This is a genomic window from Xanthomonas sp. F4, assembly GCF_011761895.1.
This window is the reverse complement of record NZ_JAASQX010000002.1, coordinates 48,054-74,009: the sequence shown is the minus strand read 5'-3', so window position 1 is coordinate 74,009 and position 25,956 is coordinate 48,054. Positions and strand designations below refer to the sequence as shown.

The following is a 25,956-nucleotide window of genomic DNA, read 5'->3' as shown; positions in this document are numbered from 1 at the left end:
GATCATGTTGTACAGCAAGGCACTGGTTTTTCCTCTCTTCGCTTTCTGACTGCCACGCCCACCACTCCGGTCGCACAGATGCCACCGGAACCCGTAGGGAAAAGGACCTGGACGTCCCAGGGACATCGTCAACGAAGAGGTCGGCATGAATTCCTTTCTGCAACGCTACAACGTGGGACGCCGGCTCGGTGGCGCCTTCGGCCTGCTGATCCTGCTGTCCTGCCTGCTGGTCGCCGCCGGCACGGTCTCCATGTCGCGCGCCCAGACCGAGCTGGATCAGATCGTCAAGAAGAACGTCGAGAAGACCCGCATCAGCAACGACATGCTCGACGCCAACAACAAGATCCTTGGCGCGCTCGGGACGCTGGCGATGGTGACCAGCGACGCACTCAACCAGCAGGCACTGGCCGAGGTCAAGAAGAACCGTCAGCGCTACACCGAATTGCGCGCCGAGCTGGACAAGTTTCCTCCGTCCGCGAAAGGCAAAGTGCTGCGTGCCAAGATCGACGCGGCACGGGCGACAGCACGCGCATTGAACGACCAGGTCATTGCGCTCTCGCTGGCAGATCGCAACGACGAAGCGCAAGCGCTGCTGATCAACCGCTCGCGCCCTGCCACCCTGGCCTGGAACGGCTACATCCGCGAGAACGTGGACCTGCAGAACGAGCAATTGCAGGCCGCCTACGCCAAGGCGACGCAGGCCATCACCAATGGCCGCAATCTGCTGATCGCCGGCGGCATCATGGTACTGCTCGCCAGCAGCCTGCTGGGGTGGACGATCACCCGCAGTCTGACCCAGCCGCTGAACCGTGCCACCCGCGCCGCCGAGGCCATCGCCAGCGGGCGCCTGGACAACGACGTCGCCACCGACATGCGCGACGAACCGGGGCGGTTGCTGAATGCCATGCACGCCATGCAGACGCAATTGCGTAACTTGCTCCAGGCACAGGAAGAGATGGCGCGCCGCCACGAGCTCGGCGAGATCAGCTACCGCATGGACGAGGGCGCGTTCATGGGCGACTACGCACGCATGGTCCACGACGCGAACAAGATGGTCGCCGATCACATCGCGGTGAAAATGCAGACCGTCCACCTGATCGAACGCTACGCGATCGGCGACCTTTCCCAGGACATGCCGCAGCTGCCCGGCGAGAAGGCCACCATCACCACGGCGATGGCTGCAGTGAAGGGCAATCTGATGCGCATGAGTGGCGAGATCAACCAACTCGCTGCCGCGGCCCTGGCCGGCAATTTCGCCGCGCGCGGAGACACGGTGCACTTCCAGTACGATTTCCGCGCCATCGTCGAGAGCCTCAATCAACTGATGGCCACCGTCGACGGCAACCTGCAGGCGTTGTCGCGGATGCTGCAATCCATCGCCGCCGGCGATCTGACCGCACGCATGCATGGCGACTTCCACGGCGTGTTCGCCAGAATGCGCGACGATGCCAATACCACCGCCGAACAGTTGGCCACGATCGTCGGCCGCATCCAGACCGCGGCGGTGAGCATCAATGCCGCCGCCACCGAGATCGCCGCCGGCAACGACGACCTGTCGCGCCGCACCGAGCAGCAGGCCGCCAGTCTGGAAGAGACCGCCGCGTCGATGGAAGAATTGACCTCCACGGTCAAGCAGAACGCCGAACACGCCCGCCAGGCTAACCAGTTGGCGGTGGGTGCGGCCTCGGTGGCTTCGCAAGGCGGTAACGTGGTCGGCCAGGTGGTCGAAACCATGAGCGGTATCCAGGCCTCGTCGAAGAAGATCGCCGACATCATCAGCGTCATCGATGGCATCGCCTTCCAGACCAACATCCTCGCGCTCAACGCAGCGGTGGAAGCCGCCCGTGCCGGCGACCAGGGCCGCGGTTTCGCCGTGGTCGCCACCGAAGTGCGTACCCTGGCGCAGCGCTCGGCCGGCGCCGCCAAGGAAATCAAGGGCCTGATCGACGATTCGGTCACGCGCGTGGCCGAAGGTTCGGTGCTGGTCGACCAGGCAGGCCGGACCATGAGCGAGATCGTTGCCTCGGTGCAACGCGTCACCGACATCATGGGCGAGATCTCCTCCGCATCGCAGGAGCAATCGTCGGGCATCGAACAGGTCAACCAGACCGTGATGCAGATGGACGAGACCACCCAGCAGAACGCCGCGCTGGTCGAGGAAGCCACCGCCGCGGCACGCGCGATGGAGGAGCAGGCTGGCCAGCTCACCAGCACGGTGGCGTTGTTCAAGCTCGACAACACCGGCGTCGCTGTGGCCGGCGTGCGCGCTGCACCGGCATCGGTACCCATTGTTGCGGCCAAGCCGGCGCATGCCGCCAAGACGACGGCGCGTCCATTGCGGCAGCCAGCCAAGCGCGTCGCCATCGCGGGCGGCGGGGACTGGCAGGAGTTCTGATCGGTTCGGTCGGTCGTCGGGCTGCCAGCCTGACGACCGGCCTCGGCGCCATGCGGTGTAGTTCGACCCGCGCGCCTCAAGGGCAAGATGCAGCCTTTCTCATTACACAGCAGTGGATGTCGGAACAACGTCGGATTTCCCCCATCCCGCCAGGTGCAATGTAGCCGGCAGACAGCTTCCTAACCGACCGCCAACGATTCGGTGAGAATTGCTCAACTTCTCACCGACACGTCGATATTGAGGGTGCGGCAAGGCACCGCCACGACGCGTCGCAACTGCTGATTTGCCAGCGCTTACGACCCGACTCCCCCTCTGTCCCAAAGGTCGGTTATGAACGCACTTCTGCAACGCTACAACGTCGGTCGGCGCCTGGGTGTGGCGTTCGGCATCCTCATCCTGTTGTCCGGCCTGCTGGTCGCCATGGGGCTGTTGACCATGGCCAGGGCGCATCGCGAGCTGGACAGCATCGTCAACAACAACATGGAAAAGGTGCGGCTCTCCAACGAGATGCTCGACGCCAACACCAACGTGCAGATTGGGTTGATGGCCGTCACCATCGTCGATGGCGACGCGGCCAACCAGAAGATGATCAACATGGTGAAGAGCAACCGGGCGCGCTACAAGACCGCGCACGATGCCTTGTCGGCGATGCCGGCCAGCCCGGCCGAGCGCCAAGCCATGGATACGATCGAGGTCTCGCGCGCACGATCGGTGCAGCTGAACAATCAGGTGCTGGCGCTCGGCGAAAAGGACCAGAACGCGCAGGCGCAGGCGCTGTTGCTCGGCGATGCATCGGTGGCGATGGAGAAGCAGCAGGCCGCGATCCGCGCCAATGCCGATCTGCAGCGGCGCCTGAGCAAGGAGGCCTATGCGGTCTCGTCGGCGGCGATGGCGCGCGGGCGCATCGTCCTGATCTCCGGCGGCCTGGCCGTCCTGTTGGTCAGCGGCCTGCTGGGCTGGACCATCACCCGCAGCCTGACTGGACCGCTGAGCCGCGCCACCCGCGCCGCCGAGGCCATCGCCGACGGACGCCTGGACAACGACGTGAGCACCACCGCGCGCGACGAGCCCGGCCGCCTGCTGGTCGCGATGGATCGGATGCAGAACCAGCTGCGGCGCTTCTCCAGCGAAACCGCATTGATGATCGAACTGCATGCGGACAAGGACATGAGCCACCGCATGCCGCAGGACTTCCCCGGCGTGTACGGCGAGCTGAGCAAGGGCATCAACACCATGATGTTCGAGCACCTGGATGCCATCGTCGACGCCATCGGCGTACTCAACGAATACGCCAACGGCGACCTGCGCCGCGACGCCCGTCGCCTGCCCGGCAGCCGCGCGGTGCTGCACGAATCGATGGATGCGGCCAAGGCCAGCCTGCTGGCGATCAACACCGAGATCAAGCGCCTGGCCGCGGCGGCGGCCGCCGGCGACTTCAGCGCCCGCGGCGACGCAGCGCACTTCCAGCACGATTTCCGACTGATGGTGCAGGACCTCAACGCGATGATGGACGTCAGCGATCGCAACCTCGGCAAGCTGTCGGCCTTGTTGCAGTCGATCGCCGCGGGCGACCTCACCGCGCGCATGGACGGCGAGTTCCACGGTGTGTTCGCGCAGATGCGCGACGACGCCAACGCCACCGCCGATCAGCTGACCGGCATCGTCGGCCGCATCCAGACCGCGGCGGTCAGCATCAACGCCGCCGCCACCGAGATCGCTGCCGGCAACGACGACCTGTCGCGCCGCACCGAACAGCAGGCGGCAAGCCTGGAAGAAACCGCCGCGTCGATGGAGGAACTGACCTCCACCGTGAAGCAGAACGCCGAACACGCGCGCCAGGCTAATCAATTGGCCGCGGGTGCCGCCTCGGTGGCCTCGCAAGGCGGCGACGTGGTCGGTCAGGTGGTCGAGACCATGAACGGCATCGAAGCGTCGTCGAAGAAGATTGCCGACATCATCGGCGTGATCGACGGCATCGCCTTCCAGACCAACATCCTGGCGCTCAACGCCGCAGTGGAGGCGGCGCGGGCCGGCGACCAAGGCCGCGGCTTCGCCGTGGTCGCCAGCGAAGTGCGTACCCTCGCCCAGCGCTCGGCCGGTGCCGCCAAGGAAATCAAGACCTTGATCGACGATTCGGTCGGCCGCGTCGCCACCGGTTCGGCCCTGGTCGACCAGGCCGGCAAGACCATGCACGAGATCGTCGCCTCTGTGCAGCGGGTCACCGACATCATGGGCGAGATCTCGGCCGCCTCGCAGGAGCAGTCCGCGGGCATCGAGCAGGTCAACCAGACCGTGACGCAGATGGACGAGACCACCCAGCAGAACGCCGCCCTGGTGGAAGAAGCCACTGCCGCCGCGCGTTCGATGGAAGAGCAGGCCGTGCAACTGAGCGATGCGGTCGCGCTGTTCAAGATCGACAATGTCGCCGCGATGGCAAGGCCTGCGCCTGTCCGCACTGCGCCGGCCGCACGGAGCGCCAAGCCGCCGATCAAGACTGTGGCGAAGGCCGGCGTCGGCCCGCAAGCGCCGACCGCGCGCCGCGCGACCGTGGCCGCGACAAGCAATGGCGATACGTGGCAGGAGTTCTGATCCCACGGCGACCAGTCGCCTGGCACCGCCCCCGCAAGGACGCGCCTGGCAGCCGATCGACACTGCGATCGGCTGCCGTCTCGCAATGTCCCGAGGCTCACGCCGATGCCGCCACGGTCTGCCCGGTTTGACTGCAGCCGTGACGGCCTGAGGCTTCATCCCAGCCTCATCTCGGACGTCACCGACAGTCCCTCACACGGGTAAGCGTGCAGCCCGCCACGACTCCGCGGTCGCGGTCATCGGCAATGCAATGCCTCGCTCAAATCCACCCGATCACGCAGGCAGCCGACGCTGCAATCCGGGGCGGCCCCATCGAACAAAGCTGACCCGACGCCGCTGCCCGGCCGAGAGGCGCCGACCACCGGGCACGGCACGCGAAAAGACTCACGCATGCTGCATCCGGGCCACGCCCGGCCGCGTATGTCCCGCCCGATGCGTCCCTCTGCCAAGGGTTGCACAGCATGGGCGGCGGCTTAACGCGGTCATGATGACAGGTTCAACATTTGTCTACGACGGCCGCTAAAGATCTGCCCGACCCGGTCGAGCGCCGCCGATTCCATCGCATGCGCGCGCCTGGACAGGCGAAGTTCCGCGGCCATCCGGTTGCACCCCGCATTCCCATGGCGCGGTTCCCTGTGGATCGCCCGCCTTCTTTCGCTCTTCCTCAGAGACCCGCGCAATGACGTCGCATCCCGCGAACCACGCCGCTCCGCTCGCCTCCGAACACCGCTCCCGTTTGCGGGTCTGGCACGACCTTCCCATCGCGCGCAAGCTCAGCCTGATCGGCGCCCTGGCCTTGATCGGGCTGGCCATTCCGCTGCTGCTGTACACGCGCACGCTCAGCGACGGCGTGGAGGTCAGCCGCGCCGAACTGCGCAGCTACGCGCCGCTGCGCGACATGCTGGTCCTGCTCGGGGCGCTGCAGGAAGAACAGGTGGGCGACGCCGCAGACGTGGCGAAAGCGCGCGACACCGCGGACCGGGCGCTGCGCGAACTGCAGCGGACCGTGCCGTCCCTGCCCGGCTTCGACCGCAGCACGGCGGCGCTGGCGCAGCTGCAGCAGATCTTGCGGACCAGGCGCAACGATTTCGCGGCGGTGGCGGACCAGGCCGACGACGCGCTGGATGCCCTGCGCGACGACAGCCAGCTGGTCTATACGCCGTACGTGGAAAGCTACCACTTGGTGGTCAGCAGCCTGATCTACGCCCCGGTCACCAGCGAAACGCTGACCCGGTTGGATGCGATGCACGTCCCCTCCCAGGCCGGCGCCGAGACGCCGATGCTGCACGCGCAGATCGCCGAACTGGCCCGCGATCACGCGCGCCTGCGGCATGAGCTGAAGAAGGCGCTGGGCCTGCTGGAGCAACCGGATCCGGCCTTGTCGCGTGCGGTCGCCGCCGAGGCGGCGGTCGCCGATCGCGCGCTGCCGCAGCTGGCGCAGGCCCTGGACGGCGGCAACGCCGATGCCGATCAACGTTGGGACGCGGCCCTGCATGGCTGGGACGACGCCTTGCACAGCCTCAGTGCCACCGGCTTGCAGGCGCTGCAGCGCCAATCGCAACGACACCTGGACGCCTCGCTGCAGGCGATGTGGGCCGCCGCTGCCGGGCTCGGCCTGCTGACCCTGCTGATCGCGGCGGTTTGCGTGCATACGCTGATCACCCTGACCCGCAACGTGCGCCGCGCCGCCAGCGTCGCCGCCGACATCGCCGAGGGCCGCCTGGACGCCCGCATCGTGGTGCCCAGCCGCGACGAAAGCGGGCGACTGCTGGCCGACATGCAACGCATGCAGCAACAGCTGCGCGAGGTGCTGGCCGCGCAGACCGAGATGGCCAAGTGCCACGATGCCGGCCAGACCAGTTACCGCATGGACGAAAGCACCTTCCCGGGCGACTACGGGCGCATGGTCCGCGACAGCAATGCGCTGGCCGCATCGCACATCGCGGTGACCGAGCGCCTGGCGCAGATCATGGGCTGTTACGCCATCGGCGACCTGTCCGAAGACATGGACCGCCTGCCGGGCGAAAAGGCGCGTCTCACCGAGACGATGGACACGGTCAAGCACAACCTGACCGCGATGAACACCGAGATCAAGCACCTGGCCGGCGCCGCCGCGGCCGGCGACTTCAGCGTGCGCGGCGATACCGCGCGCTTCCAGTACGACTTCCGGCTGATGGTCGACAGCCTCAACCAGTTGATGGCCACCTCCGACGGCAACCTGCAGGCGCTGTCGTCCCTGCTGCGCGCCATCGCCGCGGGCGATTTGACCGCGCGCATGCACGGCGATTTCCAGGGCGTGTTCGCGACCATGCGCGACGACGCCAACAGCACCACCGAACAACTGGCGACGATCGTCGCGCGCATCCAGACCGCCGCGATCAGCATCAACGGCGCCGCGGCCGAGATCGCCACCGGCAACGACGACCTGTCGCGCCGCACCGAACAGCAGGCGGCGAGCCTGGAAGAAACTGCGGCCTCGATGGAGGAGCTGACCTCCACGGTCAAGCAGAACGCCGAACGCGCGCGCCAGGCCAACCAGTTGGCCGCCAGCGCGGCCTCGGTGGCCTCGCAAGGCGGCGACGTGGTCGGCCAGGTGGTGCAGACCATGAGCGGCATCGAGGCGTCGTCGAAGAAGATCGGCGACATCATCAGCGTCATCGACGGTATCGCCTTCCAGACCAATATCCTGGCGCTCAACGCCGCGGTCGAAGCCGCGCGGGCCGGCGAACAGGGTCGAGGCTTCGCCGTGGTCGCCAGCGAAGTGCGCACGCTCGCGCAGCGCTCGGCCGGCGCCGCCAAGGAGATCAAGGGCCTGATCGATGATTCGGTCGAGCGCGTCGCCGAGGGTTCGGCCCTGGTCGAACGTGCCGGCAACACGATGCAGGAGATCGTGACCTCGGTGCAGCACGTCACCGACATCATGGGCGAGATCGCCATCGCCTCGCAGGAACAATCGTCGGGCATCGAACAGGTCAACGGCACCGTCACCCAGATGGACGAGAGCACGCAGCAGAACGCGGCACTGGTGGAAGAAGCCACCGCCGCGGCACGTTCGATGGAAGATCAGGCCGGGCAGCTGCGCCAGGCGGTGGCGGTGTTCAAGGTGGAAACCGCGTCCTCGGCACGCGCGCCGGCGGTGCTGTCCCCGCACGGGCCGGCGCACACGCTCGCCTGAGCCTGCGCGCGAGGGTCACCCTGGAGCCAGCCTGCCGCCTGCCCGGCACCGGCCGGCGGCGCCACGCCTGCCACCGACGCGACAACTGGAAAGACCGATCGGCTGCGGGCGTCCCGCGGCCGATCGTTTCCAAGCCTGAGACATTCAGCTTCGGTACGGACACACCAAAGCGGTATCGTGACCACAGCGTGAAATGGAATGAATACCACCTTAAGGAACGATGGTCGCTGTCGATAACGTGAACAGCCGGTAGATGCCGGCGCCGCCCAGGCCGGTCTTCCATGCAGACACGCCCCACCGATGCCGACCGATCGCGGCACGTTCTGCGATTGCCGGCGGGCCTGTTGCTGCTGGCGGTCTGGAGCGTCTGGGCCGTCGCCCACCTGGTGGCGTCTGCCACGCCGCCCCCGGCCGACAGCGCCGAGGCCATCCGTGCGCGCCTGCTGGCCTTCGCGCCCGCCGCCGTCACCGCCGGCCAGGCCGTCGCGTTCCGCCTGCGCGTGGCCGACTGCGCATGCGCCGCACCGACGACGGCGCCACTGCCGGGCATCCGCAGCGTCGACCTGCGCGACCGTGCGGCACCACCGGCCCTGCCCTATGCGCTGATCGTCTTTGATGCGCAGTCCCGCCTGATCTATGCCGGCCCGGCACAACTGGCCGGCTGCGGCAGCTCCATCGCCGCCGCCACGCTGATCCCCCGGCTACTCGCCACCAGCGGCGTCTCGCCGCTGATCTCGCCCGCCTCGTGCGGATGTCCCATCGACTCCAAGGAATCCCTCGCATGAGCGCGTCGCCTCACCACGGCAATTTCCTCATCGGCAACGAGCGCTACGTCTATCTGCAGAAACTGGCGGCCCAGGCCGACCGCCTGTTCGTGGTGGTGGCGGTGCTGGCCACCCTCGCCAGCCTGGGCGCCGCCTGGCATCAGGGCACGTGGACGTTGTGGCTGACGGTCAGCCTGCCGACCCTGGCGGTCATCGCCCTGCAGGTGAAGCTGTATCCGGGCAGCCTGCTCAGCCGCTGCACCGTGGCGCTGGGCCTGATGGTACTGGCGGCCGCGCTGATCCAGCAGGCCGGCGGCATGATCGAGGTGCACTTCGGCGTCATCCTGCTGATCGCGCTGTTGCTGTACTACCGCGACTGGCGGCCGATCATGGTCGCCGCCGCGGCGATCGCCGTGCATCACGTGTTGTTCTTCTGGCTGCAGCATCGCGGCCTGCCGGTGCGCGTGTTCACCGCCGAGGCCGGAATCGGCATTCTGGCGATCCACGCGTTGTACGTGGCGGTGGAAGCGGCGATCCTGGTGCCGATGGCGGTGCAGATGCGCCGGCAACTGCTGGATGTGGGCCACGACCCGCACGATCTGGCGCAGGCCGCGCGCGCCATCGCCCAGCAGCAGCCGCTGCCGGCCGCAATCCGCGCGCTGACCCTGCCGGAAGGCTCCATCGCCCACACCCTGGTCGCCGCCAACGCGCAACTGCTGCACAGCCGCGAGCAGGACAGCGAGGCCCAGCGCGAGACCCAGCGCATCCGCAGCGCGCTGGACGACGTCACCACCAACGTGATGATCGCCGACGCCGAGCGCCGCATCGTCTACGTCAACCGGCCGCTGCTGCAGATGCTCAGCGACGTGCAGGAGGATCTGCGCCGCGATCTGCCGCAGTTCGATGCCAGCGCACTGCTGGGCCAGACCATCGACGTGTTCCACCGCCACCCGGAACATCAGGCGCGCATGCTCGCCGAGCTCAAGGGCACGCACCGTGCGCAGATCCGCGTGGGCGGCCACACCATGCGCCTGATCGTCAATCCGGTCACCGACGCGGCGGGCAACCGCCTGGGCTTCGTGGTGGAATGGGCCGATCGCACCGAGGAGGTGGCGGTGGAAGAAGAGATCGCCGGCATCGTGCGCGGCGCAGTCGCCGGCGACCTCGGCGGGCGCATCCGCCTGGACGGCAAGCACGGCTTCCTGCTGCAGTTGGGCGAACAGATCAACGCCATGCTCGCTGCCAGCGCCTCCGGCCTGGGCCACATCCAGCAGTTGTTGCGCGCGCTGGCCGAGGGCGACCTGTCGCGGCGCATCGACGCCGACCTGCAGGGCGTGTACGCGAACATGAAGGACGACGCCAACGCCACTGCCGAGCAATTGTCGACGATCGTGCGGCAGATCCAAGGCGCCTCCGATGCGATCAACACCGCGGCCGGCGAGATCGCCGCGGGCAACGACGACCTGTCGCGCCGCACCGAACAGCAGGCGGCGAGCCTGGAAGAAACTGCGGCCTCGATGGAGGAGCTGACCTCCACCGTCAAGCAGAACGCCGAGCATGCGCGCCAGGCCAACCAACTGGCGGTCGGCGCGGCGGCGGTGGCCTCGCAGGGCGGCGACGTGGTCGGCCAGGTGGTCACCACCATGAACGGCATCGAGGCGTCCTCGAAGAAGATCGCCGACATCATCGGCGTCATCGACGGCATCGCCTTCCAGACCAACATCCTCGCGCTGAACGCCGCGGTGGAAGCCGCGCGCGCCGGCGACCAGGGCCGCGGCTTCGCCGTCGTGGCCAGCGAGGTGCGCACCCTCGCCCAGCGCTCGTCGAGTGCGGCCAAGGAGATCAAGGACCTGATCGACGAGTCGGTCGGCCGCGTCGCCACAGGCTCGGCGCTGGTCGACCAGGCCGGGCGCACCATGAGCGAGATCGTGACCTCGGTGCAGCGGGTCACCGACATCATGCGCGACATCGCCTCGGCCTCGCAGGAACAGTCGGCCGGCATCGAGCAGGTCAACCAGACCGTCACCCAGATGGACGAGGCGACCCAGCAGAACGCCGCCCTGGTCGAGGAAGCCAGCGCCAACGCGCGTTCGATGGAACAGGAGGCGGGCGAACTGGCCCGGGCCGTGGCATCCTTCACCCTGGAGCAGCGCTCGCCGTCGGGCGTCTCCGCCAGCGGCGGCAACGTGCATCCGGTCTACAAAAAAGCCCAGCTCAGCCGATAGCATGCGTGGGGCGTGCCGATGCGGTGCGGCCCCACCCACTTCCCGTACGCACTGTCCACCATGGCCGAAGGCACTCCCAGCGACTCCCACGTCCCGTCTTCGCCGGAAGAAGAGGTGGAGGACGACCGTTTCCTGCTGGACAAGCCGCGACAGATCCGCCAGTTGCTGCAGTCGCTGATCCAGCAGCGTTCGCAGGTCAGCGCGCACGTGGGCGGCCGCGACCAGGCCTTCTCGACCGCGCTGCTGGCGCTGGACGAGGACGAAGTGCTGCTGGACCTGAGCGTCAACGAAGCCTCCAATCGCGCCGCCGAACAGGCCGAGTACCTGCTGTGCTTCGCCCAACTGGACAAGGTACGGGTGCGTTTCCGCATCGAACACCCCCAGCGCGTCGAACACGACGGCCAGCACGGCTTCCGCGCCCCGCTCCCGGAATCGCTGTACTACCTGCAGCGGCGCGAGCATTTCCGCCTGGAGACCCCCATCACCGACTCGCCGCTGTGCGTGCTGCGCATCGAGGACGACGCCGGCCAGGTCGAACTGAAGCTGCGCGTGGTGGACATCAGCGGCGGCGGCCTGGCGGTGGCGCTGGTGCACGGCCAGCCGATGCCGAAAGTGCAGGAGCGCTACCCGAACTGCGTGCTGCAGTTGCCCGATGCCGACGCCATCCGGCTGACCCTGCAGGTCTGCAACATGTATGTCTCCAAGCTCGCCAACGGCCAGGACACGCTGCGGGTAGGCATGCGCTTCCTGGACCTGCCGCGCGGCGCCGACGCGGCGATCCAGCGCTACGTGTTCCGCATCGAGCGCCAGCGCAGCGCCCGCAAGAGCGGCGTGCTTTCCTGAACGCCGGGCCCGGCCAACCGGCCGAGGTCTAAAGTTCGGCGGCCACGCGCCGATCTAGCATCAGAGTCGCGCTTCCCCAATTCCGCCACCACCGCAATTCCGTGCGCACCAGGAGCACACGATGAACGACAAGACCACCTCCACCTCCGGCGCCACCGGCGGCGAATTCCTCAGCTTCACCCTCGGTGAAGAACACTACGGCGTGGATATCCTCAAGGTGCAGGAAATCCGCGGCTACGACTCGGTGACCCGGGTCCCGGACGCCCCCGAGTACATCAAGGGCGTGATCAACCTGCGCGGCACCATCGTGCCGGTGATCGACCTGCGCCTGAAGCTGCGCCTGAAGGAGGCGCGCTATGACGCCTTCACCGTGATGATCGTGCTCAACGTCGAGAACCGCGTGGTCGGCATCGTCGTGGACAGCGTCTCCGACGTGATCCCGTTGAACGAAGAGCAGATCCGCCCGACCCCCGAGTTCGGCGCCGCGGTCGATACCCGCTTCATCTCCGGCATCGGCACCCAGGACGACAAGATGTTGATCCTGCTGGACATCGAGACCCTGCTGGACAGCGCCGAGTTCGGCCAGCAGCACGCCCACGTCGACGAAGCCGCCTGACGGCGACGGCCGGCCCGGCTGTAGACGAAACCCGCCTCACGGCGGGTTTTTTATTTGAAATGCGAACTGTTTATCACTTGTGAGAATCAAGTTAACCGGTTTCAGGCCGATAGCTGAAAGGTGGCTGGCCATCACACAGCCCTCACTTCAGCCCCCGCCCCCAAGGAGTCGTTCCATGAAACCGAGCTTTCCCATGCTGCTGGTCCTGCTGCTCGCCGCCAGCCCCAGCACCTTCGCCCAGTCCCAGCAGATGATCCCGCCGGAGATGGCCACCCGCTTCGTCGGCAAGGACGGCATGGTCTGCGGCAAGGTCGAGAAGGCCAAGTACGCGCAGAACTCCGAAGGCGAGCCGACCTTCCTGTACATGGGCGGCATGTTCCCGCGCCACACCTTCTCCGCCCGCATCGCCGGCGCCGACCGCAGCAAGTTCGGCTTCGCGCCGGAGACCCTGGAAGGCAAGGACGTCTGCGTGATCGGCAAGATCGAGCGCGACAGCTCGCGTGCCGAAATCCAGGTCAGCGCGCCGTCCAGCCTGAAGCTGGCGACCATCAAGTAAGCCTTTGCGCCGCCGCGCTGGACCCGCACAGACGGTCCGGCACGGCGGCGTTTGTCGTTTTTGCCCCTTGTCGCCCCCCTCCGAATTACGGGAACCGCTCATGCAGTGGATAAAAGATCTCAAGGTGATGCCCAAGCTGATGCTGGCATTCGGCGTCGTGCTGGCGCTGATGCTGATCCAGGGCGTGGCCGCCTATCGCGGCCTGAACGCGCTCGATGGCGTGACCAAAGACGTATCGACGCAGGTGGTGCCGAGCGTGCGCACCGGCGGCGAAATGCGCGGCATCCTCGGCGAGTACCGCAATGCCGCCTACCAGAGCCTGATCCGCAGCAGCGATGCACTGAAGAAGGAATCGGCTGCGCGCCAGGCCGCGCTGAAGAAGCAGTTGGATACGATCCTGGCCAAGTATCCCCCCAGGATCGCCAGCCCGCAGGAAAAGGCGCTCTATGATCGCCTGGTCGCCGACTGGAAGAAGGCCAGCGCCTCCTACCAGTCCGTCGACGAAATGCTGCAGCTGGATCTGCACGACGATGCCATCGACACCTTCACCGGCGAGACCCGCACCCTGCACAACAAGGTGATGGATGACGTCATCGCGCTGATCGGCGAGAACGACCGCCAGGCCAAGACCGCAGCCGACGCCGCCAGCGGCACCTACCGCAAGGCCGCCGCCACCCTGCTGGTCTGCCTGCTGATCGGCTTTGGCGCCGCGATCGGCATGGCCTTCCTGTTCGGCCGGATGCTGGCCAACAGCGTGCGCGATGCGGTCAAGGTCGCCAGCGATGTCGCCGGCGGCAAGCTCGACGGACATATCGACGCCAACGGCAAGGACGAAATCGGCGAGCTGATGCAGGCGCTCAAGCGCATGCAGCAGGACCTGCGCGGGCGCATCGAGCGCGACGCCGCGGTCGCCTCCGAGAACCTGCGCATCCGCACCGCGCTGGACAATTCCTCCACCGGCATGTTCATCGTCGACCTGGACTACAACATCGTCTACGCCAACCCGTCGATGCAGGGCCTGGCCGACAAGTACGCCCAGCAGATCCAATCGGTGGCGCCGGCCTTCGATTCGAGCCTGCCGCTGGTGGGCTCGCCGGTCACGGTACTGGAGTACCGCAACCAGCACGACCCCAAGACCCTGTCGGAGCTGGAAAAGAACGGCGTCATGGAGCGCGAGATGGTCTATGCCGACACGCGCATCGCCCAGACCATCACCGCCATCCGCGATGCGCATGGCAACCACATCGGCTTCGTCTGCGAAGCGCGCGACCGCACCCTGGAAGCGCAGGTCGAGCAGGAAGTGGCCAAGATCGTGCGCGAGGCCGCCGCCGGCGACCTCAGCGGGCGCGTCGGCGTGGAAGGCAAGCACGGCTTCTTCCTGCAGCTGGCGCAGCAGCTCAACGGCCTGCTGCAGGCCAACGGCGACAGCATCGGCGAAGTGTCCAAGCTGCTGACCGCGCTGTCGCAAGGCGACCTCACCGCGCGCATGCACGGCGACTTCCAGGGCGTGTTCGCGACCATGCGCGACGACGCCAACGCCACGGCCGAACAGCTGGCGGCCATCGTCGGCCGCATCCAGCAGTCGGCGAACGCGATCAACGCCGCGGCCGGCGAGATCGCCGCCGGCAACGACGACCTGTCGCGCCGCACCGAGCAGCAGGCCGCCAACCTGGAAGAGACCGCCGCGTCGATGGAGGAACTGACCTCCACCGTGCGCCAGAACGCCGAACATGCGCGTCAGGCCAACCAGCTGGCCGCAGGCGCGGCCTCGGTGGCCTCGCAGGGCGGCGACGTGGTCGGCCGCGTGGTCGAGACCATGAGCGGCATCGAAGCGTCCTCGAAGAAGATCGGCGACATCATCTCGGTGATCGACGGCATCGCCTTCCAGACCAACATCCTGGCGCTCAACGCCGCGGTCGAAGCCGCGCGTGCCGGCGAACAGGGCCGCGGCTTTGCGGTGGTGGCCAGCGAAGTGCGCACCCTCGCCCAGCGCTCGGCCAACGCCGCCAAGGAGATCAAGGGCCTGATCGACGCTTCTGTGGGCCAGGTGACCAACGGCTCGACCCTGGTCCGCCAGGCCGGCCAGACCATGACCGAGATCGTCGCCTCGGTGCAGCGCGTCACCGACATCATGGGCGAGATCGCCGCGGCCTCGCAGGAGCAGTCCGCCGGCATCGAGCAGGTCAACCAGACCGTCACCCAGATGGACGAGACCACCCAGCAGAACGCCGCCCTGGTGGAAGAAGCCACCGCCGCAGCGCGCTCGATGGAAGAACAGGCCGGTCAGCTGACCGAGGCCGTGTCGATCTTCCGCGTCGAGCAGTCGGCCCAGGCCGTGGTGGTGCATGCACCGCACGCCGTGGCCGCACCCCGTCCGGCACCGGTGGCGAAGAAGCCTGCGGCTGTCGCCTCCGCCAAGCCGGCGCCGGTGCGCGCCCGCAAGGTCGAACCGGCGCTGGCCGATTCCGACTGGCAGGAGTTCTGAGACCGGCCCGGCCTGTCGCTGCATCCCTCTCCCCGGCCTCGCGCCGGGGATTTTTTTGATGGCCGCGTCGGCGCGCGGATTGTCTACGAATCGATCGCGCCGCGCGCTCAATTTCATCGTTCCCGGGGCCGTTAAATCCCTGGGATCCTTTCCAAGGAACAGGTCGATGTCGTCTCGCTCGTTGCTCACCCGCCTCTCGGATCTGCCGCTGCGCCGCAAGTTCCTGTGGCAGACCGTGTTGTTGGGCGCCGGGATCGTCCTGCTGGCGGTGATCGCCGCGCGGATGCAGTACCTGGACATCCGCAACACGCGCGAGCAGGCGCTGAAGAGCCAGATCGAGCTGGCGCTGGGCGTGGTACGCGCCTATGCGGCCGAGGTGGACAAGGGCAGCATGCCGCTGGCGGAGGCGCAGCGCACCGCCCTGCGCACCCTGGAGTCGATGCGAGCCCGCGACGGCGTGGACTACTTCTACGTGCACGACCTGCACCCGACCATGCTGATGCATCCCACCCGCAAGGATCTGATCGGCAAGGACATCGGCCAGGTGCTCAGCGCCGACGGCAAGCCGATCTTCCGCGAGTTCGTCAAGGTGGCCGAGGCCGGCGGCGGCTACGTCGACTACCTGTGGCCCAAGCCCGGCAACGAGACGCCGGTGGAGAAAGTTTCCTACAACGCCCCGTTCGCGCCCTGGCACTGGGTGATCGGCACCGGCGTCTACATGGACGACGTGCAGGCGCAGGCGCTGATCTTCACCGGGGTGATGACCCTGGCCGGCGGCATCCTGGTGCTGCTCGCCTTCGGCATCAACTGGCTGATCGGCAGTTCGGTGCTGCGGCCGGTGTCGCGCAGCCTGGAGGCGATCCGCGCGGTGTCGCGCGGCGACCTCAGCGTGCGCATCGACAACCCCGGCCGCGACGAGACCGGCGAAATGCTGCGCGCCACCGGCGAGATGATCCGGATGCTGGAGCGCTTCTCCAGCGAGACCGCCCGGATGGCCGTGCTGCATGCCGACAAGGACATGTCCCACCGCATGCCGGAGGATTTCCCCGGCGTGTACGGCGAACTGGCCGCCAGCATCAACCGCATGATGTTCGAGCACCTGGACGCCATCGTCGACGCCATCGCCGTGCTCAACGAATACGCCAACGGCGACCTGCATCGCGATGCCCGCCGCCTGCCCGGCAGCCGCGCGGTGCTGCACGAATCCATGGATGCCGCCAAGGCCAGCCTGCTGGCGATCAATACCGAGATCAAGCGTCTGGCCGCCGCGGCCGCCGCCGGCGATTTCAGCGTGCGCGGCGACGCCGAGCGCTTCCAGCACGACTTCCGTTTGATGGTGCAGGACCTCAACGCGATGATGGAGGTCAGCGACCGCAACCTGGGCAAGCTCTCGGCGCTGCTGCAGGCGATCGCCGCCGGCGACCTGAGCGTGCGCATGCAGGGCGACTTCCATGGCGTGTTCGCGCGGATGCGCGAGGATGCCAACACCACCGCCGACCAGCTCGCCGACATCGTCGGCCGCATCCAGGCCGCGGCGCGCAGCATCCACGGCGCCACCACCGAACTGGCCAGCGGCAACGAGGACCTGTCGCGCCGCACCGAGCAGCAGGCAGCCAACCTGGAAGAGACCGCTGCCTCGATGGAGGAACTGACCTCCACCGTGAAGCAGAACGCCGAGCACGCGCGCCAGGCCAACCAACTGGCGGCTGGGGCGGCGTCGGTGGCCTCGCAGGGCGGCGAGGTGGTCGGCAGAGTGGTCGAGACCATGAGCGGCATCGAGGCGTCGTCGAAGAGGATCGCCGACATCATCAGCGTCATCGACGGCATCGCCTTCCAGACCAACATCCTGGCCTTGAACGCCGCGGTGGAAGCCGCCCGCGCCGGGGAGCAGGGCCGCGGCTTCGCCGTGGTCGCCACCGAAGTGCGGACCCTGGCGCAGCGCTCGGCCAACGCCGCCAAGGAAATCAAGACGCTGATCGACGACTCGGTGGGCCGCGTGAGCGAGGGCTCGGTCCTGGTCGACCAGGCCGGCCGCACCATGCAGGAGATCGTCGCCTCGGTGCAGCGCGTCACCGACATCATGGGCGAAATTTCCGCGGCCTCGCAGGAGCAGTCGATGGGCATCGAGCAGGTCAGCCGCACCGTGGCGCAGATGGACCAGGCGATCCAGCAGAACGTCGCCGTGGTCGAGGAGGCCAGCGCCTCGGCGCGGGCGCTGGAAGAGCAAGGCCGCCGGCTCGGCGAGGCCGCAGCGGTGTTCCGGCTGGACGCGATGTCGGCACATGCGGACGGCGCTGCGGCGCTCATGCCTGCCGCAGCGGCACGGAGCGCGGCGCGATCGGCCCCGCTGCGGCTGGTCCGCACGGCGGCCCCGGCCATCGAGGCCGATTGAGCGGACGTACCGCTGCCATAGAAACGATCAGGCACGGCATGGCGATTTACCCCCTGGCGCGGTTCAAGCAATCGCCGCGCTAGTCGATATCAGGATCACGCCACGTGATCCGCGCATGACATCGCCGGGTCACGACCGCGACCGTTCAGGGAGCACGTGATGCCTTGCTGTCCATCTTCACCGTCGTCCAGTCGCTTGCCGCCGCGCCGCGGCGCCGCATGCGCGCAGATCCTGCGCACGGTTCCGCGCCGGCCGTCCCGGCGGCGCCACGCACGCGGCCTCGACCGGCAGCCTGCCTCTGCGTCGCCCTCGCCCCGCCCCGCTTCCGCCGGCTGATGCCGCGGCCGCCTTCGCTCCGCTTTTCCACCCCGCTACCGCACATGGAATGCCCATGAACGTGCTCTCGCACCTGAAAATCCGCGACAAGCTGATCGGCGCCTTCGTCCTGACCACACTGCTGACGCTGGTGCTGGGCGCGTTCACCTATTCCCGCACCAACCTGTCGATCGCCGAACTCAAGCACATCGAGCACGACTGGGTGCCGGCGACCCAGGCCCTGTCCGAGGTGCGCGCGCAGCTGGGCGAGTTCCGTACATACGAGCTGGCGCAGCTGTCGCGCGCCGACGATGCCCAGGCCCAGGCCGACTACTTCAAGCGCATGCAGAAGGTGCGCACCGAGGTGGCGAAGAACCAGCAGGTCATCGCGGCGATGATGCGCGACCCCAAGCAGGTCCAGATGTACGCCGGTGTCCAGGAAACGCTGAACGCCTATCTGCAGGCCAACACCGACATGGGCACCGCCTTGCGCGCCGGTGACGTGGCGGCGGCGCAGACGATCTCCGACACCCGGTCGCGTGCGCTGCGGCGGACCCTGTTCGAGCGCATCGTGGCGCTGACCCAGTACAACGTCGCCGAACTGAACCGGGAGATGGATCGCGCCGACAGCCAGATGGCCAATACCAAGACCCTGATCCTGGCGCTGCTCGGGCTGGCCGTGCTGTTCGCCGGCGTCACCGCCTGGCTGATCGCGCGCGGCATCGCGCGCCAGTTGCACGCCGCCAAGCGCCTGTCGCAGGCGGTGGCCCGCGGCGAACTGGACGGCGCCACCTACCCGCACGGCAAGGACGAGATCGGCGAGCTGATGGACGACATGCTGGTCATGCGCTCGCGCATCCACGCGGTGATCCGCGCGCAGGACGAGATGGCGCAGCAGCATGCGCACGGCACCATCAGCTACCGCATCGACGAGAACGCCTTCCCCGGCGAGTACGGGCAGATGGTCAAGGGCACCAACGAGTTGGTCGCCTCGCACATCGCGGTGAAGATGCGCCTGCTGCAGATCATCCAGCGCTACGCGATCGGCGACCTGTCCGAGGACATGGACCGGCTGCCCGGCGAAAAGGCCGTGCTCACCGAAACCATGGACATGGCCAAGCAGAACCTGACCGCGATGAGCGAGCAGATCAAGCAACTGGCGGAGGCGGCCGCGGCCGGCGCGTTCGGCACGCGCGGCGATCCCGACCGCTTCCAGTTCGGCTTCCGCGCCATGGTGCAGGACCTCAACGCGATGATGGCGGTCAGCGACCGCAACCTGGGCGAGCTGTCGACGCTGCTGCAGTCGATCGCCGCCGGCGACCTCACCGCGCGCATGCACGGCGAGTACCACGGCGTGTTCGCCGCGCTGCGCGACGACGCCAACGCCACCGCCGCGCAACTGGCGGCCATCGTCGGCCGCATCCAGGCCGCCGCCGCCAACATCAATGTCGCCTCGACCGAGATCGCCGCCGGCAACGACGACCTGTCGCGTCGCACCGAACAGCAGGCGGCCAGCCTGGAGCGCACCGCCGCGTCGATGGAAGAGCTGACCTCCACCGTCAAGCAGAACGCCGAGAATGCGCGCCAGGCCAACCAGCTCGCCGCCGGCGCCGCCGCGGTCGCCTCGCAGGGTGGCGACGTGGTCGGCCAGGTGGTCACCACCATGAACGGCATCGAGGCGTCCTCGAAGAAGATCGCCGACATCATCGGCGTCATCGATGGCATCGCCTTCCAGACCAATATCCTGGCGCTCAACGCCGCAGTGGAAGCCGCCCGTGCCGGCGACCAGGGCCGCGGTTTCGCCGTGGTCGCCAGCGAAGTGCGCACCCTCGCCCAGCGCTCGGCCAGTGCCGCCAAGGAGATCAAGGGCTTGATCGACGAGTCGGTCGGCCGCGTCGCCGAAGGCTCGGCGCTGGTCGACCAGGCCGGCCGCACCATGAGCGAGATCGTGACCTCGGTGCGGCGCGTCACCGACATCATGGGCGAGATCGCCGCCGCGTCGCAGGAGCAGTCCGCCGGCATCGAGCAGGTCAACCGGACCGTGACGGAGATGGACGAGAGCACCCAGCAGAACGCCGCCCTGGTCGAGGAAGCCACCGCCGCGGCGCGCTCGATGCAGGACCAGGCCGGGCAACTCGGCGCGGCCATCGCCGCGTTCAAGCTGGACACCTACCACGGTGTCGCCGCCAACGCGCCCACGGCGCAAGCCGCGCCCGCCCCGGCCCGCGGCAGACCCCGGCCGGCGACACGGCCGCGCCCCGTCGCCGCAGTCGCCGCGGGCGCTTCCACCGCCAGCGAGGCCAAGTGGCAGGAGTTCTGAACCGATACACCCTTGCTGATGGCCGTCGCTGAACGCCGGCTGTCAATTTCGGCCGGTGCCGGCCGATAACCCGAGTGACCGAGCATCGCTGCACACCATGGCCATCCAGACTCCTGCTTCGCCCTCTTCCGGCTCCGACAATCGCGACTTCGACTTCAGCGATCGCGATTTCAAGCGGGTCTGCGACCTCATCTACCAGAAGGCCGGCATCGCGCTGGCCCCAGCCAAGCGCGACATGGTCTACGGCCGACTGTCGCGGCGCCTGCGCGTGCTGGGCCTGCGCTCGTTCCGCGACTACCTGGACTGGCTGGAGCGCGACGGCGGCGACGAGTGGGAGGCGTTCACCAACGCGCTGACCACCAACCTGACCTCGTTCTTCCGCGAGCCGCACCATTTCGAGCGGCTGCGCGAAGAGTTGCAGAAGCACTCCAGCGCCGCGCCGCTGAAGATCTGGTCCTGCGCGGCCTCCACCGGCGAGGAGCCCTACTCGCTGGCGATCACCGCCTGCGAGGCCTTCGGCACGCTGACCCCGCCGGTGCGGATCCTCGCCACCGACGTCGACACCCAGGTGCTGGCCACCGCCTCGCGCGGCGTGTACGCGCTGGAGCGCGTCGCAAGCCTGGACCCCGCGCTCAAGCGCAAGTACTTCCAGCGCGGCAGCGGCGCCAACGAGGGCCAGTGTCGGGTGCTGCCGGCGCTGCGCGACCTGCTCGAGTTCCGCCAGCTCAACCTGCTGGAACCGCGCTACGACGTCGCCGGCCCGTACCTGGCGCTGTTCTGCCGCAACGTGATGATCTATTTCGACAAGCCCACCCAGCGCGGCATCCTGTCGCGGCTGATCCCGCACCTGGACGACGACGGCATGCTCTACACCGGCCATTCGGAGAACTATCTGCATGCGGCCGACCTGATCCAGCCCTGTGGCCGCACGCTGTACCGTCGGGCGCAAAAGGATCGCGCATGAGCCCCGCCGCCATGGCCCTGGACCAGGTGATGCGCTATCACGACACGCGCTTCCAGACGATCGCGGCCAAGCTGTTGCCGACCCAGTACCTGGTGGTGGACGACGACACCGCGCTGACCACCATCCTGGGCTCGTGCGTGGCCGCCTGCATCCGCGACCCGTTGCTGAAGATCGGCGGCATGAACCACTTCATGCTGCCCGACGGCCAGAGCGGCGACGGCGCGCCGGCACGCTACGGCAGCTACGCGATGGAAGTGCTGATCAACGATCTGCTCAAGCGCGGCGCCGCCCGCAATCGCCTGGAAGCCAAGGTGTTCGGCGGCGGCAATGTGCTCAAGGGCTTCACCAACAACCCGGTCGGCACGCGCAACGCCGACTTCGTGCTGAACTACCTCAAGGCCGAACAGATCCCGGTGGTGGCCGAGGATCTGCGCGGCATCCATCCGCGCAAGATCTGGTTCTTTCCCGGCACCGGCCGCGTGGTCGTGCAGCGCCTGCCGCACGCGCACGAGGAAGCCGAGATCGCCGCGGCCGAGTCGGCAGTGCGCGCCCGTCTCGCCAAAGCCCCTGTCACCGGCGCCGTGGAGTTGTTCGAATGAGCCTGGAAGCCCCTTGCCGTGTCCTGATCGTCGACGACTCCGCGGTCGTGCGGCAGATCCTCACCGAGATCCTGTCGGGCGCGCCCGGCGTGGAAGTGGTCGGCTCGGCCGCCGACCCGCTGCTGGCGCGCGAGAAGATCAAGCGCCTGAATCCGGACGTGATCACCCTGGACGTGGAAATGCCGCGCATGGACGGCCTGGCGTTCCTGGAAAACCTGATGCGGCTGCGGCCCACGCCGGTGGTGATGATCTCCTCGCTCACCGAGCGCGGCGCCGACACCACGCTGCAGGCGCTATCGCTGGGCGCGGTCGACTTCATCTCCAAGCCCAAGCTCGACGTGGCCCGCGGGTTGGAGGGATACGCCGAAGAGATCATCACCAAGGTCAAGAACGCGGCCAAGGCCAAGGTCCGTGCTCTGGACCGGCCGGCCGCGCCGAAACCGGCCAGCGCCACCGCCAACCCCGCCGCGGTGTCGTCGCTGAAGTTCCGCACCACCGACCGGCTGATCGCGATCGGTGCGTCCGCCGGCGGCACCGAAGCGCTGCGCGTGGTGCTGGAAGGCATGCCGGCCGATGCCCCGGCAGTGGTGATGACCCAGCATCTGCCCGCGGGCTTCAGCACTGCCTTCGCCGACCGTCTCAACCGGCACTCGGCGATGGCCGTGCGCGAGGCGACCGAAGGCGAAGCGATCCTGCCCGGCCACGCCTACCTGCCGCCCGGCGGCAAGCACCTGCAGGTGATCCGCGACGGCGCGCGCTGGCGCTGCAAGATCGACGACGGCCCGCCGGTCAACCGGCACAAGCCGGCGGTGGACGTGCTGTTCCAGTCGGTGGCGCGCAACGCCGGCGCCAACGCCATCGGTGCGATCCTCACCGGCATGGGCGACGACGGCGCGCGCGGCCTGCTGGAAATGCTGCAGGCCGGCGCCAGCACCCTGGTCCAGGACGAGGCCACCAGCGTGGTCTGGGGCATGCCCGGCACGGCCTTCCGGCTGGGCGCGGCGCAGGAGGTGCTGCCCCTGGACAAGATCGCCGAGCGCCTGATCGCGCTGTCCGTGCAGGCCCGCTGACAGCATGCCGGGCCGCCGCGCCACCACCTCGAGCGTCTCCAGCGACCCCAGTGTGGAAACGGCGCGGGCGGCCGCGGCCTGCTCCGAACTCGATCTGCTGCACTGCCTGCACTACGCCCCGCAAGGGGTGCTGGTGATCGATGCGAAGGCACGCGTGGTCGCCTTCAACCACACCGCCGAAGCGCTGTGGAACCGGCCACGCGCGCAGGTGCTGGGCCATCCGCTCGGCGAGCTGGTCGACGCGGAGAACCGCGCGGACTTCCTCGCCAGTTGCCTGCACCACGACGGCAGCGGCAGCTACGAACTGACGTTGCGCGACCCCGACGGTAGGGCACGCTGGCTGGCGGTGAGCGCGGCACGGGTGCCGGAGAACACCAGCCAGCTGCAGGTGCTGTTCGTGCGCGACATCAGCGCCGAACGCGCCCGCGATGCCAGGATGCGGCTGCTGTCGCTGGCGCTGGACTCCAGCGACAACGCGATCGTCGTGTGCGATCCGGAATTGAACATCCTCTACGTCAACGCCGGCTTCAGCCAGGTGTTCGGCTATGCCGAGAGCGAAGTGCTGGGGCACCTGCCCAGCAACGTGCTGACCGGCCCCGGTACCGACCTGCAGACCGTGCAGCAGACCCGCGAACGCGTACGCGCCGGCTTCGGCCACCAGGCCGACATCCTGGCGTACCGCAAGGACGGCACCCCGCTGTGGGCCACCCTGGTGGCCACCCCCATCGCCGGCGAGAACGGCGACCAACGGCGCTACATCCTCTCGTTCACCGACATCACCCAGAGCAAGATGCACGAGGTGCTGCACAAGAACGTGCTGGAGGCGCTGGTCCGCGAACAGCCGCTGGTCGAGGTCGCCACGCTGATCTGCAATGAGGTCGAGCGCATCGCGCCGGAACTGATGGCCGCGATCGTCAGCGTCGACGGCAGTGGCTGCCTGCAGCCGCTGGCGGCGCCGAGCATGCCGGCGCGGTTCGGCGAGACCATGAGCAACATGCGCGCCGGACCGCGTGCCGGCGCCCTCGGCACCTCGATCTGGCGCGGCAAGCAGGTGCTGGTGCTCGACCCGCGCACCGACCCGCTGTTCGCCGACTACATGGGGCTGGTGCAGTACGTGCAGTTGGGCACCTGCGTGGCTACCCCGATCAAGTCCAGCAGCGGCCGCGTCCTCGGCAGCTTCGCACTGTGCTACCGGCAGGTGCGCGAGCCGTTGGCCTGGCACCTGCGCCTGATCGAACTCTGCGTGCATCTGTGCGCATTGGCGCTGGAACGCGAGCAGACCAGGGCGCGCGTGCACCAGCTCGCCTTCTACGACTCGCTCACCGGCCTGCCCAACCGGGTGATGTTCAGCGCCCGCGCCGAGCAGGCGCTCGCCGCCGCCGAGCACCAGGGCGCGCCGGTGGCGATCCTGTTCGTGGACATCGACCGCTTCAAGCGCGTCAACGAGACCCAGGGCCATGCCGCCGGCGACGGCCTGTTGCGCGACATCGCCCATCGCATCGGCGACACCCTGGGCGTGACCGACCTCATCGGCCGCCAGGCCGGCGACGAATTCGTGCTGATGCTGCCGAACTGCAGCGTCGAACAGGCCGCCGGCGTCGCCGAGCGCCTGTTGCTGGCGCTGGCCGAGCCGCTGGTGGTCGGCCAGGTGACCCTGCACCCCAGCGCCAGCATCGGCGTGGCGATGTTCCCCGAGGACGGCAGCGACATCGAGACCTTGCTGCGCCATGCCGACCTGGCGATGTTCCGGGCCAAGCGCGAGGGCGGCAACAGCGTGTGCTACTTCAGTTCCGACATGAACCGCATGGCGCAGGAACGCGTGGCGATGGAGACCGCGCTGCGCGACGCCCTGCATCGCAACAAGCTGCAACTGCACTACCAGCCGCAACTGCACAGCCAGGCGCCGCATGCGCTGTACGGCGTGGAAGCGCTGCTGCGCTGGGAACATCCCAACCTCGGCGCGATCTCCCCTGCCCGCTTCGTACCGATGGCCGAAGAATGCGGGCTGATCGACGAGCTCGGACATTGGGTCCTGCGCGAGGCCTGCCGGCAGATGGCAGACTGGCGCCAGCGCGGCATCCCGGTGCCGCGCGTGGCGGTGAACCTGTCGGCCAACAATTTCGCCGACCCGCAGCTGCCCGCGCGGGTGGAGGATCTGCTCGCCACCGCCGGCCTGCAACCAGCGGACCTGGCACTGGAGATGACCGAGAGCGTCATGCTCTCCAACCCCGGCGCCGTGCTGGCCAATCTGCGCCAACTGCAGGCCAGCGGCGTGCTGCTGTCGCTGGACGACTTCGGCACCGGCTATTCCAGCCTCAGCCACCTGCATCAATTGCCGGTCAACGAACTGAAGCTGGACATGAGCTTCGTCAGCGACCTGGAGCACTGCCAGACCTCGCGCGCGCTGACCACCTCGGTGCTGCGCATTGGCGAGACCCTCGGCCTGCATACCGTCGCCGAGGGCGTGGAGACCGAGGCGCAGCGCGCGTTCCTGGCGCGGCTGGGCTGCCGCGTGCTGCAGGGCTTCCTGTTCGCCCCGGCGCTCACACCGGCGGCGCTGGAGCACTGGCTGCAGGGGCGTGCGTCCGCACAGCCGACGTAAGCGCACGCGAGCGCGGCAAGACCGCCGCGTCGGGAAACGCCTGCAA

Annotated in this window: 15 protein-coding genes; all 15 read left to right on the top strand. The window is 68.1% G+C overall.

The genetic code is table 11. From position 1 onward, the window contains the following. Positions 1 to 145: 145 nt before the first annotated feature. The 15 genes from FHR66_RS08240 (at position 146) to FHR66_RS08170 (ending at position 25,910) form a co-directional block, all read left to right on the top strand. Positions 146 to 2,395 (top strand): methyl-accepting chemotaxis protein, encoded by a 2,250-nt coding sequence (locus FHR66_RS08240; RefSeq protein ID WP_160967789.1) that lies wholly within the window; start codon positions 146 to 148, stop codon positions 2,393 to 2,395. Between the two features lie 330 nt (positions 2,396 to 2,725). After that, complete coding sequence (locus FHR66_RS08235; RefSeq protein WP_160967787.1) at positions 2,726 to 4,984, top strand: methyl-accepting chemotaxis protein; 2,259 nt, start codon at positions 2,726 to 2,728, stop codon at positions 4,982 to 4,984. A gap of 679 nt (positions 4,985 to 5,663) precedes the next feature. Continuing rightward, entirely contained in the window at positions 5,664 to 8,159 is a 2,496-nt protein-coding gene (locus FHR66_RS08230) for a methyl-accepting chemotaxis protein (protein WP_237475345.1), read from the top strand. Positions 8,160 to 8,440: 281 nt separating this feature from the next. Continuing rightward, positions 8,441 to 8,944 (top strand): hypothetical protein, encoded by a 504-nt coding sequence (locus FHR66_RS08225; RefSeq protein ID WP_237475344.1) that lies wholly within the window; start codon positions 8,441 to 8,443, stop codon positions 8,942 to 8,944. After that, positions 8,941 to 11,148: a methyl-accepting chemotaxis protein gene (locus FHR66_RS08220; protein ID WP_160967785.1), complete on the top strand. Its 2,208-nt coding sequence runs from the start codon at positions 8,941 to 8,943 to the stop codon at positions 11,146 to 11,148. Before FHR66_RS08225 ends, FHR66_RS08220 begins: the two co-directional genes overlap by 4 nt. Positions 11,149 to 11,208: 60 nt before the next feature. Continuing rightward, complete coding sequence (locus FHR66_RS08215; protein ID WP_167087699.1) at positions 11,209 to 11,991, top strand: flagellar brake protein; 783 nt, start codon at positions 11,209 to 11,211, stop codon at positions 11,989 to 11,991. A gap of 121 nt (positions 11,992 to 12,112) precedes the next feature. Next, positions 12,113 to 12,607 carry a chemotaxis protein CheW gene (locus tag FHR66_RS08210; RefSeq protein WP_019796102.1) on the top strand — a complete coding sequence of 165 codons (495 nt, stop codon included), beginning with the start codon at positions 12,113 to 12,115 and terminating at the stop codon, positions 12,605 to 12,607. 175 nt (positions 12,608 to 12,782) lie between these two features. Beyond that, positions 12,783 to 13,163 carry a hypothetical protein gene (locus FHR66_RS08205; RefSeq protein WP_026143867.1) on the top strand — a complete coding sequence of 127 codons (381 nt, stop codon included), beginning with the start codon at positions 12,783 to 12,785 and terminating at the stop codon, positions 13,161 to 13,163. Positions 13,164 to 13,263: 100 nt separating this feature from the next. Next, entirely contained in the window at positions 13,264 to 15,648 is a 2,385-nt protein-coding gene (locus FHR66_RS08200) for a methyl-accepting chemotaxis protein (protein ID WP_160967784.1), read from the top strand. 166 nt (positions 15,649 to 15,814) lie between these two features. Further along, positions 15,815 to 18,040, top strand: coding sequence for a methyl-accepting chemotaxis protein (locus tag FHR66_RS08195; RefSeq protein WP_160967782.1), 2,226 nt, complete (start codon positions 15,815 to 15,817; stop codon positions 18,038 to 18,040). Between the two features lie 391 nt (positions 18,041 to 18,431). Further along, positions 18,432 to 20,675: a methyl-accepting chemotaxis protein gene (locus tag FHR66_RS08190; protein WP_160967780.1), complete on the top strand. Its 2,244-nt coding sequence runs from the start codon at positions 18,432 to 18,434 to the stop codon at positions 20,673 to 20,675. Positions 20,676 to 20,772: 97 nt separating this feature from the next. Next, positions 20,773 to 21,639 carry a CheR family methyltransferase gene (locus FHR66_RS08185; protein WP_160967778.1) on the top strand — a complete coding sequence of 289 codons (867 nt, stop codon included), beginning with the start codon at positions 20,773 to 20,775 and terminating at the stop codon, positions 21,637 to 21,639. Then, positions 21,636 to 22,238, top strand: coding sequence for a chemoreceptor glutamine deamidase CheD (gene cheD / locus FHR66_RS08180; protein ID WP_160958665.1), 603 nt, complete (start codon positions 21,636 to 21,638; stop codon positions 22,236 to 22,238). Before FHR66_RS08185 ends, cheD begins: the two co-directional genes overlap by 4 nt. Further along, complete coding sequence (locus tag FHR66_RS08175) at positions 22,235 to 23,308, top strand: protein-glutamate methylesterase/protein-glutamine glutaminase (RefSeq protein ID WP_160967776.1); 1,074 nt, start codon at positions 22,235 to 22,237, stop codon at positions 23,306 to 23,308. Before cheD ends, FHR66_RS08175 begins: the two co-directional genes overlap by 4 nt. A gap of 4 nt (positions 23,309 to 23,312) precedes the next feature. Continuing rightward, positions 23,313 to 25,910 (top strand): sensor domain-containing protein, encoded by a 2,598-nt coding sequence (locus FHR66_RS08170; protein ID WP_160967775.1) that lies wholly within the window; start codon positions 23,313 to 23,315, stop codon positions 25,908 to 25,910. The last annotated feature ends 46 nt before the right edge of the window (positions 25,911 to 25,956 follow it).

What these genes read in the sequence shown, in the direction of transcription:
- cheD (WP_160958665.1), top strand. Translation starts at nt 21,636, where the DNA reads ATGAGCCCCGCCGCCATGGCCCTGGACCAGGTGATGCGCTATCACGAC.
- FHR66_RS08175 (WP_160967776.1), top strand. Translation starts at nt 22,235, where the DNA reads ATGAGCCTGGAAGCCCCTTGCCGTGTCCTGATCGTCGACGACTCCGCG.
- FHR66_RS08225 (WP_237475344.1), top strand. Translation starts at nt 8,441, where the DNA reads ATGCAGACACGCCCCACCGATGCCGACCGATCGCGGCACGTTCTGCGA.
- FHR66_RS08190 (WP_160967780.1), top strand. Translation starts at nt 18,432, where the DNA reads ATGAACGTGCTCTCGCACCTGAAAATCCGCGACAAGCTGATCGGCGCC.
- FHR66_RS08200 (WP_160967784.1), top strand. Translation starts at nt 13,264, where the DNA reads ATGCAGTGGATAAAAGATCTCAAGGTGATGCCCAAGCTGATGCTGGCA.
- FHR66_RS08170 (WP_160967775.1), top strand. Translation starts at nt 23,313, where the DNA reads ATGCCGGGCCGCCGCGCCACCACCTCGAGCGTCTCCAGCGACCCCAGT.
- FHR66_RS08205 (WP_026143867.1), top strand. Translation starts at nt 12,783, where the DNA reads ATGAAACCGAGCTTTCCCATGCTGCTGGTCCTGCTGCTCGCCGCCAGC.
- FHR66_RS08195 (WP_160967782.1), top strand. Translation starts at nt 15,815, where the DNA reads ATGTCGTCTCGCTCGTTGCTCACCCGCCTCTCGGATCTGCCGCTGCGC.
- FHR66_RS08185 (WP_160967778.1), top strand. Translation starts at nt 20,773, where the DNA reads ATGGCCATCCAGACTCCTGCTTCGCCCTCTTCCGGCTCCGACAATCGC.
- FHR66_RS08230 (WP_237475345.1), top strand. Translation starts at nt 5,664, where the DNA reads ATGACGTCGCATCCCGCGAACCACGCCGCTCCGCTCGCCTCCGAACAC.
- FHR66_RS08220 (WP_160967785.1), top strand. Translation starts at nt 8,941, where the DNA reads ATGAGCGCGTCGCCTCACCACGGCAATTTCCTCATCGGCAACGAGCGC.
- FHR66_RS08235 (WP_160967787.1), top strand. Translation starts at nt 2,726, where the DNA reads ATGAACGCACTTCTGCAACGCTACAACGTCGGTCGGCGCCTGGGTGTG.
- FHR66_RS08210 (WP_019796102.1), top strand. Translation starts at nt 12,113, where the DNA reads ATGAACGACAAGACCACCTCCACCTCCGGCGCCACCGGCGGCGAATTC.
- FHR66_RS08240 (WP_160967789.1), top strand. Translation starts at nt 146, where the DNA reads ATGAATTCCTTTCTGCAACGCTACAACGTGGGACGCCGGCTCGGTGGC.
- FHR66_RS08215 (WP_167087699.1), top strand. Translation starts at nt 11,209, where the DNA reads ATGGCCGAAGGCACTCCCAGCGACTCCCACGTCCCGTCTTCGCCGGAA.